We start from the raw sequence: 15757 nt of genomic DNA on the forward strand, positions 1-15757 counted from the left end.
TTCTTTATAATTCTTTGAAATCAAGTAAAGGAATCAGCAATTCTGACTCTTCCTTTTCTGGAGTTTCTCCATTGTCGATCCAGCATTGTTCCTTATTGAATATAACCGGAGAAAGCGGGTGTCTTTTTGTCTCTCCATATCCTAATGTGAGATGGCTGTCGCTCAATATCATATGTGCGTTCGTGCCCCCGAATCCAAAAGAACTGATTCCGGCTCTCAAAACCCCTTTTCTGGGACGCCATTCTTTTAAAGACGTGTTCGGAAAGAATGGCGACTGATCAAATTTAAAACGCGGATTTGGCGTTTTACAATGTAATGTCGGCGGGAGCATCTGATTTTTTATGGATAAGGCAACCTTTATAATACTCGCTATCCCCGCTGCGCTCATTAAATGTCCGAAATTCGTTTTTACGCTGCCTACTCCGCAAAATTGCGTTTCTTCCGTAACCTCCCGGAACACTTCAGTCAGCGCTTTTAATTCAATCGGATCTCCTATCATCGTACCGGTGCCATGCGTCTCGACATAACTGAGAGTATCTGCATCAATTCCGCCTTTTTTCAGGGCTTTTTTTATCACTGCGCTTTGCGCTTTCGGATTAGGTGTTGTCATTCCCATTGTCTGTCCGTCATTATTAACCGCGGATGAGTCAATTACCGCGTAAATTCTGTCACCTTCGGCAAGGGCGTCATCAAGTCTTTTCAAAAGGACTGCGCCGCATCCCTCTCCCGGTACAAATCCATCTGCCTTCTCATCAAATGTATGACATTTTCCTTCAGGTGAAAGCGCCCGAGCCTCACTCAGCATGACGTAAGGCTTTTGATCCAGCAAAATGTCAACTCCGCCCGCAATCGCCATATCTGACTCTTTTGACATCAGGCTTTGACAAGCGAGATGGACGCTGACCAATGAAGAAGAACAAGCCGTGTCTACAACCAGATTCGGTCCTTTCAGATTAAAAAAGTGTGAGATATGCGCGCCTATGAAATTTTGTCCTATACCCACGATCGTATTTTTTGAAGGGGAACCTATTTTGGACATAAACGTCCCGGTCCGCGAACCGATGAAGACGCCGACTTCTTTGTTTGATACTTCTTCTTTTGTATAGCCGCCGTCTCTCAATGTCTGGACGCTGACCTCAAGGCATTTTTTGATTAACGGATCAAGCTCTGATGCCTCACTTTTGTTCATATTAAAAAACGCGGGATCGAAAGACTCAATATCTTGAAGAAATCCGCCCCACTTACTGATACTTTTTCCCTTTTCATAGGTGTCAGAGTAGTATGAAGAAATATCCCATCGCGACGCCGGGACTTCGCGGACACTATTTTGTCCTTTCTTCAAATTTGTCCAGAACGTTTCTGTATCCGGAGCATCCGGAAACTCACAGCCCATTCCGATAATAGCGATTTGGTTCAGACTGGTTTGTTGTATTTGTGATCCGTTGTCCCGTATTTCGGAAGCATTTTGATTTATATGTTGCTCTTTTTTCCGAACCTCAATGTTTTCCGAATCAATTTGAGGACTGATCCCCTCACTTGCAAATAACTCGTTCAAATAGACGCCCAGTTCTGAAAAACTCGGATACTCCAGAAAAGCTGAAGGTTCAATTTTTATTTGAAATACATCTTCCGCTTTTTTGACAAGCTGAACCAGTAAGATTGAATCAACTCCGTAATCCGCAAAAGACGTATCCTGATCTAAATTCCCGTAAGGTATTTTCAGCTCCGCGGAAAAGATCTCCATTAACTTCCTGATAATGGATTCATTGTCTCCCTGACCAGAAATCACTTTTTCCTCAGCATCCGGGTTATTTTTAGCAGCTTGAATTCTTGTCTGAAGCAGCTGCTGCAGCATGAATTTCTCCGGATGTGTCTTTGCCGGTATAAGGCAGGGGTATCCGTTTATCGTCATCATTTCATCCAGCATGGCAATACCTGATTCTGTTGAGTGTGAAAGTAAACCAAGTGCCTGATATGATGGACTTGTCACCTCGCCCATCCCAATGTCCTTCCAGCTCGGCCAGTTAATTGATTGATAATATGTTCTGCCGGCTGCATGCTGATACGCCGCAAAGTAATCCATAAAAGCGTTCGCCGCGGCATAGTCACTTGTTCCGGCGCCTAATAAAGGAAAAGCGCTCGCAACAGATGAAAACAAAATGAAGAAATCAAGTTCGTCATCAATAAAAATGTCATGAAGTACCTGCATCCCTTGAACCTTTGGCTCAAATACTTCTCTTATTTCTTTATCAGATTTATGGATAAAAGCCGGATTCGAATGATTGGCTGCACCAGCGCAATGAATCACCCCGCCGATTTTGCCGAACTTCAGTCTCACCTCTGAAAAGAAGCGTTGTAATGTTTCTTTTTCCGTGAGCGGCCCGGAATACACTTCTACTTGAACTCCCTTTTGATCCAACTCATGCAGCAGTTGTAATTTCGAATAAAGAGGTGACTTTTCATCGGTGTCTTTTAACATGCCGGCTATTTTATCAGATTCCGGAAGGTCGGTTACTCCCATCAACACAAGTTTTTTGACTCCCTTGCCGGCATAATGTCTGGCAAGTTCTGCTCCGATCCCTCTTGTTCCCCCTGTAATAACCAGGGTTTGATCCGTACGGCATACTGGCAGACCGGATAGTTTCCGGTTTATTTCCGCTGCATGTAATTTCTCGACGTATGGAATATAACGTTCACCGTTCCGGTAGCAGATTTCACTATACAGCCCGTCAGCGCAAGCTTCATCTGTGATTATCTGTCTCAATTCCGCCGCAGTCCCGACATGTCCGTCTACATCTATTGTTTTTGATTTTATCTTTTGATACTCCGCACTCAGCATTTTATATAGTCCGGCTGTTTCGGCTCCGGCTAACGACGGCTTGTCATTCAGAAATGTCTGCAGTCCTCTGGTCACATGTAAAACGAAAAGCTGTTTATGTGTCTTTATGATTTCCTGCAGCAGTGTCAGCTTCCCGATTGTGCCGGTGCGTGCCCCGTTTTGATCACTCCGGAAATCTGACAGGTCAATCATGCCGATGATTTCCGGATTTTCTTCTATGACTGCTAGAGCCGTTTTTTTGGCTTCCCCATCCGAATGATCCCAGTTATCTGCGCAAATGACAGCGGATTCAATCATAGGGTCTGAATCAAACAATTCGAATGCAAGCCGCTCACTTTCACTATTAGCCAGGATCATCACCTGTCCTTTCGTAAAAGCGGAAGGCGCAGCCTTTTGTTTTTTCCACGATTTTTTTAATACATCAAATGATAAGTCAGTCGGTGCATGGGGCAGACTCTGCGGTACGCCTGTTTTTTTCTGTTTCTGTGCTGCTTTTGCGGCAGGCACCCAATATCTGTTCCGTTCAAAAGGATATGCAGGAAGAGAGATAAGCTTCGGCAATTCGGAAGTGTACATCTCTTCCCATTGAACATCTCCTCCGTTCACCCAGTGAATGGCCATTTCTCTTGCACTATTAAAGTGAGCGGCTGACATGGCATCCTTTTGACCAGAGCCTCGGCGGGCCTTTCCCCTATATAAACCGTTTAACTTATGATCTGACCGCAAATACATCGTCAGCTTATTGCGAAGGTCGTCAATGCTGCTAACCTCAACAGCGAGCCGCTCTTCCATAGCGTTTCTCCCGGTCTGCGAGGTGTACGCAGCATCAGCTAGTGACGTTTTTGGCTCGAGTTCTTTTATATATGCATCAATCAAGAGTCTGAGCCGTTCTTCATTTTTGGCAGAAAGCAGAATAATTTGCGTCTTGTTGCTCTGTACCGTTTCCATCTTTTCTTCATTCTTATACTCTTCGATGATAATGTGGGCATTAGATCCTCCAGCGCCGAAAGAACTGATGCCTGACCTTCTGGCTTGATTTTGCGGCGTCTCCCAATCGGTCAGTTCAGACTGCACGTAAAACGGTGTTTCCTCAAAATCAATATTAGGATTTAAGTGATCGGAATGAAGGGAAGGAGCAAGCTGTTTATACTTCATTTGCATCAGCACTTTTGTAATAGAAGCAATTCCCGCCGCAGCCTCTAGGTGTCCGATATTTGACTTAACCGAACCAATTGCACAACGATAATCGCTTTTCGAGCTGTGCAAAGCTTTGGTTAATCCTGAAATTTCAATCGGGTCTCCCAAAGATGTCCCGGTGCCATGCGCTTCAATATAACTTATGCTGTCTGCATCAATCCCCGCCTTATCAAGAGTTTCACTGATGACGTTTGCCTGCTCGCCCGGATTTGGCACAGTGTATCCGTTTGTTTTTCCGCCGTGATTTACAGATGTTCCCTTAATCACACCGTAAATCCTGTCCCTGTCAGCCTTTGCGGCAGAAAGCGATTTCAAAAGAACGGCCCCGACTCCTTCTCCCGGCACATATCCGTCTCCTCCCGCTCCAAAGCTTCTGCAGCGCCCATCGCTTGAAACAAAATGATTTTGTGAAAGCAAAGTATATTTATCAGGGTGTAAGGATAAATTCACTCCTCCGGCAATAGCGAGGGTGGATTCTCCCCTTTTTATACTTTCACATGCAAAATGAACAGCAGAAAGTGAAGAAGAACACATTGTATCAATTGCAAGGCTGGGTCCGTGCAGGTCAAAGAAATATGACACCCGGTTTGCGATAGACGAATAAGAAGACAAGAGCGTCTGACGTTCCTCATCATCTGAAGCACCGGCTGCAAATAACTGATAGTGGCTGTAGGTGACACCGACAAATACACCTGTCTTATGCCGTTTCAACTTTTTCTTTGTGTAACCCGCATCTTCAAACGTGTGCCACGCTGTCTCTAAAAATAACCGTTCCTGAGGATCAATTAACTCGGCATCACGGGGCGAAATTGAGAAGAACAGCGGATCGAATTTATCAGCGTCTTTTATAAAACCTCCCCATTTGCTGTCATGACGGGCATTGTCACCTGTGTGATAATATTTCCGAAAATCCCAGCGCTCTTTCGGTATTTCCGTTATACAATCTTTTCCGGAACAAATATTTTCCCAAAACTGTTCCACATCCTTCGCCATCGGGTAGCGGCCGGCTATACCGATAATTGCAATATCTTCCTCGGAAGGTGCGGATGGTATGCGGGAAATGGAAAGCTTCTCCCGTTTCGCCGGCGCCGAATGATCAATTCGCTGTTCGGCTGCCGGTAAAAACGCCTTCTTCAACTCATGATGATAGTGTTCAAGAAAATACTCTGACAGCTCTTCAACACTGCTGTATTCAAAGAAAAGAGTCTTAGACACTCTTCCAAAATATTTTTCCAGACGGGAGTTAAGACCTAAAATCGTTAGAGAATCAATTCCGTAACGGTCAAACGTATCCTCGGGTAAAATACTGTCCGCCGGTCTTCCCGTTTCCGCACCGACAATCTCTGTCAAAAGACGAACCGTTTGTTTTTTCAGATCCCTTTCATTTAATTGCGGCAGATTACTGTTGTTTTCAGGCACAGTCTCTATTTCTTTATGATCAGTTGAGAGTAATTCACTTATTCTATCTTTGTCTCCGCTGATAACAGCCAGCTGAGAAGCAGAGCGGCTCATACTGTCCTGAAAAGCGGCAAGCCCTGCTTGGGCGGATAAAAGTTCCAGCCCTGCATGTCTTAAAGCTTGCAGCTCTCCCGGCCCGACTGTCATATTGCCCGCATCCCATAACGGCCAATTAATAGAAAGTGTTTTCCCGGGACGTCCTTTAATGCTTCGATACTGGGTGAATCCGTCCATACATCCGTTAGCGAAGGCGTAGTCGCTTTGACCCGCATTAGGCAGAACGGCCGAAAGGGATGAAAACATAACGAAGAAATCAAGAGGCTCTTCTTCAGCTGCTTTATCCAGCCAAACGGTTCCGAATACTTTAGGCGCTATAACTTCTTCTATGCTTTCTTTCGTTTTTTTTATGATAAATGCATCCTTAACAAGTCCGGCGCTGTGCAAAATTCCGTTTAATTCTCCGAATGTCTGCTTAATGTGCTTAATCAAAGCGTCCGTCTCTTTTTCCTTTGAAATATCTGCCGGGACATATAAGGCTTCAGCGCCAAGATTTTCAAGAGCGCTCAATTTTTGCGCCGTTTCACGGGAGGCCGGGGAACGCCCGGTTAATACCAGCTTGACTTCTGCCTGTTTCGCCAGATATTCAGCAAACAGATACCCGAGACCGCCGGCTCCTCCCGTAATTAAATACACACCGTTCTTTTTTACACTGAAACTTTGTTTCTCCCCATCTTCTTTTTTTACTCTTTGAAGCTGCCTTTTATAATAATGCCTCGGCTCATAGCAGGTAAAGTGGTCCGTTTTACATTGATTGTTCCATTCAAAAGAGATGACATCTGCAATATGCTGCTTTGTAAACGGCTCGTCAAACATTGATTTCAGCTCTGCAGCCTTACATGTGAAATTCGGATTTTCGGCCTGTACGGTCTTAAGAAAACTTTCAACCGCGTTATAAATCGGCTGAACCTCGCCCTCGGTATTTTCATACAGGTACAAAATTTCTGCTTTCGGACAAAGTTTGTTCGCCATGAAGGCCTGAAACATTTGAAACAAGGAATACAGACTTTCATTGAGCTGCTTTCTCATTGCATCTTCCGTATTTTTGAAGAGCCCGGCAGCCAAAAAATGAATAATATGGCGGGGTTTTATATTTTGAGAACGCAGAACCCCGCATAACGCATCATAATCCTCATCTTTTGCAAAGTTCATTGTAAAACGACCGTTCCGGCAATCTTCGAAACGCTCGCCGGAAGTCACGTAAATGAAAGGTGCCTCATAGCCTTCAAGCTGCCTCTTCATTACGGTATACATGCTGTCGTCTTCGCAAAAAAATAAAATTGGCTCTTTCGTATGCGGGAATTTTTCACTGCCTTTAAATTCATGTCTATCCCATACCATTTCATATAGATGGGTTTTCCCCAAGCTCTTAATGAATTCCAGCCCTTCTTCAGGCGTCAGGCTGCATTCTTTCACCTTTTTCACGATTTGCTCAATTTGCATCGTTTTTTCATTCATGGAAAAGCAACTCCTCTATCAGCTCTGACGTCTCTTTCGTATTCATCTCACCTGTTTGTGCTTTTTCAAGAAGCGACATGATTTCTCCATCTGCTGTATCTTTATTTGAGTTGTGAAGCTCAGTGTTCGAGAAAGCCTCAGCCTTCTGCGCTTCATCTTTATTTAAATGAATCCAATGTCTGTTCTTGCTGAAAGGATAAAGAGGAAGAGACAGTTTAACCGGTTTGAGTTCCTCCTCATACAAGTCTTCCCAGCTGATTTCACAACCGATCGTCCACAACTGAGCCAGTTTGGCCGGCTTGTTTTGCTGAATCAGTGATTGAACATATGCATGACCTTCGGGGCCGCCGAATAAAGGAGCGTACAGACTATCAAAATCCGTTACATTTCCTTCATAAACACCTTGCAGCCTGCTCCCCTGGATGTAACCGTTTAATTTTTCAAGAAGATCTCCGGCATTCGAACAAGTGATCGCAAGGCGGCATTCAAATGGTTCCCTTCCGGTTTGCAGCGTATATGCTATTTCTTCAAGACCGAATCCGGACTTTTCTCTAAAATTGCCGTTATGCGGTTTATCAGCTGATCGATTCCGGATGCGGCTGATATAGCGGCACAGCTCGCTCAGTGTCTTTAATTCCTGAAATATGTCAAGTGATATTTCTGTGCCGTACATTTGGTTTATAAAAGAGATTAATTCGGAATAAGCCAACGGATCAAATCCGAATTCCGAAAGAGGTGTCTTTGCATCTATATCTGCGGTATCTAAACGCAGGATACCCGCTGCCGCTTCCCGAACCGCCTCTTGTAAATCACGTTCCTGCACCTCTTGCTGACTGAATTGAACTGATCGTTCTTCATGTAAAAACGTTGTTAACTCTTTGGCTTTAACCATCAGCCTTTCCTTTGTTTTGGCCGATAGAACAATGATTTGTTCCCGCTCGGCAGTTACTGCTTTATCTTGTCCGTATTCAAATTCTTCCACAAGGACATGAGCATTTGCCCCGCCGAATCCGAAGGAACTGACTCCGGCACGGCGCGGAATTTCATTTCCTTTTCGATCTTTTAATCTGGCCCACTTCATCGTTTTATTGACAATATGAAACGGTGTTCCGCTTAATTGAATGTAAGGGTTCAGCTCCTTGACATGAAGTGTGGCAGGCAATGTTTTATACTTCATGGATAGTAATACTTTAATCAGCCCCGGCATTCCAGAGGCGGGCTCTAAATGACCGATATTCGTTTTTACTGAACCGATGCCGCAATATTGGTCATGATTCTTTCCTGGATGCGGCTCAAAAGATCCAAACGCTTTTTTCAAGCCTTCAATCTCAATCGGATCTCCCAGTTCTGTCCCGGTTCCGTGTGCTTCAATATAAGATATCGTATCAACAGGAATACCGGCATTTTTGTAAACAGACGTTAACAGTTCAGCCTGAGCTTCCGGGTTCGGAGCGGTCAATGAAGCAGATCTTCCTCCGTGATTTTCTCCGGTTCCTCTCAGGACTCCGTAAATATTGTCTCTGTCATTCATTGCCGCTTGCAATGGTTTCAATAACAGAACAGCTGCACCTTCACCGCGGACATAACCGTCGGCAAGTTTATCAAACGTCTTACACCGGCCGTCCCTAGACAAAATACCGAGTTTATCAGTATACATATGCGTGACTGGATCTAAGAGCAGCGAAACCCCGCCTGCTACCGCCAGCTCACTTTCGCCATTTTGAATCGAGCGCACAGCTCTGTGGATTGCTGCAAGACTGCTTGAGCAGGCTGTATCAATGGACTCACTCGGACCTCTGAAATTAAAATAGTGGGATACACGATTGCTGATGAGCGCCTGGCTGTTTCCGGTTCCCGCAAACGCATGCGCCCCGTCCGAATGCCTCATCAGCAGCTGGCGGTAATCATTAAATTGAATGCCCGTAAACACCCCGATATTTTTGCCAGACAGCTTTGAAGCTTTGTAACCCGCATCTTCTATCGCTTTCCAGGTTTCCTGCAAATAAATTCTGTGCTGAGGATCCATGAGTTCTGCTTCCCGCGGATTAATATTGAAAAACGCCTCATCGAATTTATCGGCATCTGTGATAAAGCCGCCCCATTTCGAATGTACTTCGCTGCTTCCTTTGCCTTCGGCGTATTTTTTCCAATCCCAGCGATCCGGGGGAATTTCCTGAATCAAATCTTTTTCATTGATTAAATTGATCCAAAACTCATCTGCATTTTTTGATCCCGGAAAAACACAACTCATCCCGATAATGGCAACTGGCTGCTTCTCTGGATGATAGTCAGCCTGTCTTGTTGTCTTTTTTTCAAACGGAAAACTTCGCGGCGGCTTCACGGTTTTCCCGGCGGTTTTCTCGGCGTGCACTTTCCTTTTTTCAGAAATGTTTTTTTCTGCATCTGTATTCCCTTTTGCAACAGTACGCAGTTCACTGTTTAGAAATTCTGAAAGAGACTTAATATGGCTGTAAGTAAAGAAAACGGCAGGTGTCAGCTTAAGCTTGTATTTTTTATTCAGCCGGACAGCTAATGTTTTCAAACTGATAGAATCAAAGCCGAGATTGCCGAAATTCTCTGCCGTATCCAGCTGTTCAATGTTAATTTTCAATAATTCCGATACCATTTGCTTCAGTTCTTCCAGGACATTGTCTGTATAAGCCGGTGCTGTATAAGAAATTTCCTCTTGACGAACCGGAAGCGTATTTACTTTTTGATGCGGCAGATCTTTTTTTGCTGGTGTCGTTTCGGCATCCCCGGTAACAACCGAAATTTGCGGACAGTCACTTGCCAAAATCGCCTCAAAAGCCGCTATCCCTTCTTCCGTTTCCAAATAATCAAACCCGGATGCGGAAAGATATGCTTCTTCAGCTTCTTTGTTTAAATGCATTCCGCCTTTACGCCACAACGGCCAGTTAATCGAAATGCTCTTGCCTTGTCTCTCTTGCCGGCGGCTCTGTTCGGATCTCCAATTTATATATTGATCTTGAAAATAATTGCCCAACGCATAATTAACCTGTCCAAAATCTCCGAAGACCGCAGAAATAGAAGAAAATACGATAAAGAAATCAAGCGGCTCATCTTTCGTTAATTCATCTAAGCATACCGTTCCTTCAATTTTAGCAGTCATGCCTTCTGAAAAATCAGTCAGATTCATCTCTGTAAATAACCGATCATCGGCATGACCAGCTGAATGAATAACGCCTTGAATGGAGCCCCAAGTCCGTTTCGTTTCTTCTATGACCCGTCCCATCGTCTTTTGATCTGCGGCATCAGCTTGATAATATACCGCATCTCCTCCAAGCGCCTGCAGCCGGTCAATGTTATGTCGTTTATCAGCTGTTAACGGTGACCTTCCCGTCAATACTAATTTTGCTTGATACTGAGAGGCTAAATATTTTGCGAAAATCAGGCCCAGACCGCCCAAACCGCCCGTTATGAGGTAAATCCCTTCCTGTTTCAGCTGATGAGGGTGCTCTGTATGATTGAATACATACTCCTTTAATGTCTTAACATACCTCTTGTCATTTATATATTTAACTTCTTCCGCCTGCCGTTCCACGCCTGAAACCATTTCGTTAAGACAAAATTCAGCCATTTTTTCAATTGATATACGTTCTGAAAAACCGATTGACTTCACATTCTCTGCGGATGGCACCAACATATTCGCCGTTTTTAAACAGCCTGCAAGAGCGCCCGTATACGGATCATTCACGCCTTCTTTAAAAGAGTGAACAAGAAGCAGAGAATGAAGATAAAGAGAGGCGTCACTGCGGGCGCTCAGCGCTTTTAATAAATAAAAAATTGATTCCAGGCCGCTGAGAAGGCGGTCACCCGCGTAAAATGTTTCTCCCGTGTGCAAGATGACATCCGGAGAAAACCCCTTTTTCTCCAATTCTTCGAATAAACGAATATAATCTGACGTCACTTCCGGGTTTACACAGAATGTCAGCAGATTTTGATCGGTCTGCCGCTGATCCGGCGTGACGAGAATGACACGGCTGTCTGATTGATTTTTCAGAGCTCCAGCCAATGCTTCATCTTTTGCAAAGACCAGAATTGTTTTTGGCTCCCTATCTTTCATTTCAATCAGAGGGTTTTTTTGATCCCACTTATGCTCATAAAAACGTACATTTTTATTAGGCTTTCCGCCAAAAATCAGTCCGCTCAGTTCCATCAAAATCCCGCCGGCATTGTCTAATACATACACATCATAAGCCGAATCGCTTTCTTCAGTTTGTTCTGCATATACATAAACGGGTTCAGTCTCATGATCAAAAATCGTACATTCTTTAATATTTTCCGGGAGCTCTCCGGCATTTTCCCCCGCAAGGTATATGACGGCTTGATATACGCTCTCAATAACTTCCGGTTTGATTATGCACCCTTTCGGCTCGGCCTTTGCTTTTATCTTTAAAAGTACCTGTCCGTTCCTGCTGACACATTGCTCTGCGGCTTTCAGACTGTCACTGCAGCTGTATCCGAATTCGGCAAGCCGCTGATAAAATGCTTCATACGGTATGCGGTCTGCGCGCTGAGACAGGAACGGCTCAAGATGAATATTTCCGTTCTCGTACGCCCCGCCTTCTAATTCGAGCCGCCCTGAGGAATAAATGGATGAGTCGCTCTGTTTTTCTATAGAATACGATGCACCCTGATTATCCGCGGTTAATACAATCCGGATCTGCTCATTGCTTCCGCTTTGTAACATCGGTTCTCTAAAGGAGAGCTCTGTTAATTTAATAATCGGATTCCCTGAAGCCATTGCTCCGGCAGCTCTCGCCATTTCAATCTGGCTGAGAAACGGAAACATTTCCTTGTCTTGATACTTTGTTTTTATATACAAATCGGTATCGCTTACATTGATAAGAAACTTCTGTGCTTTAAAATCAGATATATTGCATGAAATGTAAGGATGCAGATCGTTATTACCGTTCATCCGGCGGCTTCCCGTATTTTGCGCATCTATTCTGCATAGCTCTTTGGCAAATGGATATCCGGGTGCTGATACCCGTCTCAGAGTGGCACCTTTATAAAGTGACGGCCAATCTACCCCGTTTCCGGCAACCCAGTATTCAGCAATCTTCACAAGATCCCTGTTTGCGGCTGCTTCTTCAATCTCAGCTTTGTTCATCCTTTTTGCTTCTGTTGTGTCTTTGCCGCTTGTAAAAATATGATCCATCGCGTTTCCGAGGGTATAGTCTGTCAGTCCTTTAAGCAATTCATCTCTTGTGGAGGCGATAACAGCCAATCTGTGCGGCATTTCTTCTCTGCCGGTTTGTAAAGTAAATGCTGTATTTCTAAGTGTTTCTAATGGATAATCTCTGGCTGCTATATGTTCTTTTGCGCGTTTTGCATATTCTGCCAGCCTGTCGGCATTTTTTGCAGAAAAAACAAATAAAAGCTGTTCAGGTTCTTCAGCCGCGAGAGGAGAGATAGCTTCAGCCGCAAATTCTTCTAAAATAACATGGGCATTAGCTCCTCCTGCCCCGAAAGAACTGATTCCGGCACGCTTGGGAACGGATGACTCCCATTTTTCGGCACTGTCCGGTACATAAAAAGGTGTTTTTTGAAACGGTATATTTTCATTCAATTCAGCAGAATGAGTCAGTGACGGAACAATTGTTTTATGTTTCATTTGAAGAATAACTTTCGTAATGCCCGCTATGCCTGCAGCAGCCTCAAGATGTCCGATATTTGATTTAATCGACCCGATCGCGCATGTCTTCTTATCGCGTTCGGCACCTGAAAATGCTTTGGTCAGACCGGTGATTTCAATCGGATCTCCTAACGCGGTGCCTGTTCCGTGAGCTTCTATATAGCTGATGCTGTTTGGATCAATAAACCCTTTTTTTAAGGCTCTCGTAATGACCTCACTTTGAGCTTTGGGATTCGGCACGGTATATCCATTCGTCTTAGCACCGTGGTTGATGGCTGTTGCCTTAATAACTGAATAAATCTGATCACCGTCGGCAATAGCCTTTTTTACGGGTTTCAGCAGCACGGCACCTGTCCCTTCTCCCGGCACATAGCCGTCTCCTCCTGAACCGAAGCTTCTGCACCGGCCATCACTGGATAAAAATCCGCCTTGAGTCAGGAGTTCATATTTATGAGGATGAATGGATAAATTGACGCCTCCTGCAATTGCAATTTCACATTCATTCCTGATTAAACTTTCACAGGCAAAATGAACAGCCGTTAATGATGAGGAACACATCGTGTCCAAAGCAATACTTGGCCCGCTGAAATTAAAGAAGTAGGATACCCGGTTGGCGATTGATGCATATGAGGAAGAAACGGCCGCTTCGTGACCAACGCTGTACAGCTGATATTGGCCGTACATAACCCCTGCAAAAACACCGACGTTTTTTCTTTCAAGCGTTTTCTTTGCGTACCCCGCATCTTCTATGGTGTGCCAAACCGTCTCTAAAAACAGTCTCTCCTGCGGATCAATTAATTCAGCTTCGGCAGGAGAAATATTAAAGAACAACGGATCAAAATGATACACATCGTCAATAAATCCCCCCCATTTGCTTTGGTTTTTTACTTCATCGCCCGCTGCGGGCTGATAGTGCAGCCCCGAATCCCACCGATCCTTAGGTATCTCAGTTATACAGTCTTTACCGTTCAATAAGTTTTCCCACAGAGTATCAAGATCATTTGCCATCGGGTAACGTCCGCTGATACCGATAATCGCGATATCATTGTCATGATACTTCTCCTGCTGCTGCACCTGATTTTTCATCTGGATTTTCTGTTTCCCGTTAACTTCGGCTGTCTGTTTATTGTCTTTTTTCTTCTGAGATGGGGTGCTGCTCCTGTTTTCTCCTAACCGGAGTTTATGAAGAAGAGTATCCCTGTGCTCCTCAACGAAATACTGTGACAATTCTGCCGCAGTCTGATATTCGAATAACAGCGTTTTTGAGAGCGCGCCGAAATGTTTTTCAAGCTCATTCGTCATATTGATAATCATAACGGAATCAAGTCCGTATTTTTCCAATGCCTCTTCTGCATCTATTTTGTCCGCAGGCATCCTGAATTCTGCAGCAATCATTTTTATAATAAAATCAGATGTTTCAGCTGTCAGTTTCTCTGAATCAAATGATTCGATATTTCTCCCTGTTCCTTCATCTGCCTGAATATTGTCTTTTCGTTCATATAATTGATGAACATGATTGTCAATTTGCTCATCTCCGTAAAATACAGTAAATTGCGAAAAACCGGAGGACAATGCGACTGCAAACGCTTCTTTACCTTCTTCTTTTTCTAAAGGATAAAAACCCGCCTTTTTCATTGTCTCTACCGTGCGCTCATCCACTTGCATGCCGACTTCTTTCCACAGCGGCCAGTTCAGAGAGAGAGAAATCGTATCAGAATCCTGGGCAGAACGCATATTCATGAAATGATCCATATAACTGTTTCCGAACGCGTAATCAGATTGCCCGACATTTCCCAACACTGCGGAAGTAGAGGAGAAGCAAATGAAAAAGTCAGGATTTTCTTTCTCAACAGCATCATTCAGCCACATCGTACCCAATACTTTCGGTCTGATTACCTGATCGAATTCCTCTCGTGACTTGTTAAGAAGGAAAGAATCACGGATGATTCCCGCGCCCTGAATGACCCCGTTTACTTTTCCATAAGAAGTTTTGGCTTTTTTGACTACATATTCGGCTTCTTCCTTATTGGTAATATCAGCCTGAACATAAACAGCTGAAGAACCGGCATCCTCTAATCGTCTCAGCTGTTTTCTTATATGATCTGAAAGCGGAGATCTCCCCGTTAAAACAAGGCAGCATTTTGTTTGAAAAGCCAAATATTCTGCAAAGGTAAATCCTAATCCGCCCGCGCCTCCTGCGATAATATATACTCCATTTTCTCTCAGCGGCACATCTCCGCTTCCGGAATTTTTTTCGGGTTCATACGTTTTGAGCTGTTTAACATAACGCTGCATGTCTTTATAACGGATCTCTACATCTGAAGGCTGGAAATCACTCAGCTCATTGCGTATGATATCAGCCGCGTGAACGGCTGCTATTGACTGCTCCAATTCAATGCTTTTTGCTGAGATTAACGGATTTTCCAGCTGCAATGTCCGCAAAAATCCGCTTGCCGCCGCGTAAAGAGGCTGTTCTCCAGAAAGATGCGAAAAATATCCGTATAACAGCTTGATCGGTTTGCGGCAGTTATTTTTGAAGAGCGCCTGTTGCAGTAAAAACAAAGAATAGACTCCGCTGTCGCATTGTTCACGAATCGCTCTCTCAGTCTTTTCAAACGGCATGTCTGACCATAAATGCACCGCTTCCCGTATATCTGACTTCTCTTCTTCTATAAGCCATCCTAACAGGTTTATGTAATCTCTTTCAGAGCGGGGGTCGATTTCAAATACACCGTCCCCGGTTTTTCGAAACTCTTTCCCCGGCTTAACCAAAATAACCCTTGTATCATGCAATGCAGCAAGTTCATTTCTCACAATTTCATTTTTATCAAATAATAAAAGGCTGCCCTCACGCCGGCCGCCTTTTACATGAATGCTGAGATCTGTCCGCTGCCAGACCGTCTGATAATATATCGCCTGTCCGTTACCCCCTGCGGAATGAGAACCAAGCTGCTGTATCCGCTTTACTCCTTCTTCCAAAGAAATGATGCCGCTTTCTATGTCAGAAAGTACTTTTTTTCTAATATGACGGGCTTCTTTCATAAAAATCTTCATCCCCTTTACAAATGGCACTGCCGCAAAATGATAAA

2 protein-coding genes are annotated in these 15757 nt (G+C 44.2%); both read right to left on the minus strand.

The genetic code is table 11. From position 1 onward, the window contains the following. Positions 1–4 precede the first annotated feature (4 nt). Positions 5–7009, minus strand: a complete 7005-nt coding sequence (locus OVA33_RS17470; protein ID WP_128974067.1) for an SDR family NAD(P)-dependent oxidoreductase — start codon at positions 7007–7009, stop codon at positions 5–7. Next, complete coding sequence (locus OVA33_RS17475) at positions 7002–15710, minus strand: type I polyketide synthase (protein WP_128974066.1); 8709 nt, start codon at positions 15708–15710, stop codon at positions 7002–7004. Before OVA33_RS17475 ends, OVA33_RS17470 begins: the two co-directional genes overlap by 8 nt. Between the last annotated feature and the right edge of the window lie 47 nt (positions 15711–15757).

Origin of the sequence: Bacillus sp. KICET-1, assembly GCF_027721405.1 — a bacterium.
GTDB classification, from domain to species: domain Bacteria; phylum Bacillota; class Bacilli; order Bacillales; family Bacillaceae; genus Bacillus; species Bacillus velezensis.